Consider the following 414-nt stretch of genomic DNA (forward strand, 5'->3'; position numbering starts at 1 on the left):
TGCAGCTCGAAGGCATCATCGGCAAGCGGGCCGACGCACCATACCGGTCCGGACGCTCAACCGACTGGATCAAGCTCATGTGCAACCTCCGGCAAGAGTTCGTGGTCGGCGGGTTTTCGCGGATCAAGGGCGCGAAGTCAGGCGTGCGCTCCTTGTTGCTGGGCGTCTACGAGCCAGATGGCACCCTGCGATATGCCGGCCACGTTGCGCCACACCTCACGCCCGCGCGAAGTGCTGCTTTCAGCAAGCGCGCGCAGGCTTTGCGGCTGGCAGCTCCCGCCTTTTATAACGCGCCGGAACCTGAGCGTGATCGCGAGTTTCATTGGCTCAGGCCTGACATCGTGGCGGAGGTCGCCTTTCTAGAATGGACGCCCAACGGCGAGGTCCGCCATCCGGTCTTTCATGCGCTGCGCG

1 protein-coding gene is annotated in these 414 nt (G+C 63.8%); it reads left to right on the forward strand.

The genetic code is table 11. The annotated features are described in order from the left end of the window. On the forward strand, window positions 1-414 hold a 414-nt coding region (locus BG57_RS31035; RefSeq protein ID WP_035971180.1), incomplete at both ends, for an ATP dependent DNA ligase.

The sequence above is a fragment of the Caballeronia grimmiae genome (assembly GCF_000698555.1).
Classification (GTDB): domain Bacteria; phylum Pseudomonadota; class Gammaproteobacteria; order Burkholderiales; family Burkholderiaceae; genus Caballeronia; species Caballeronia grimmiae.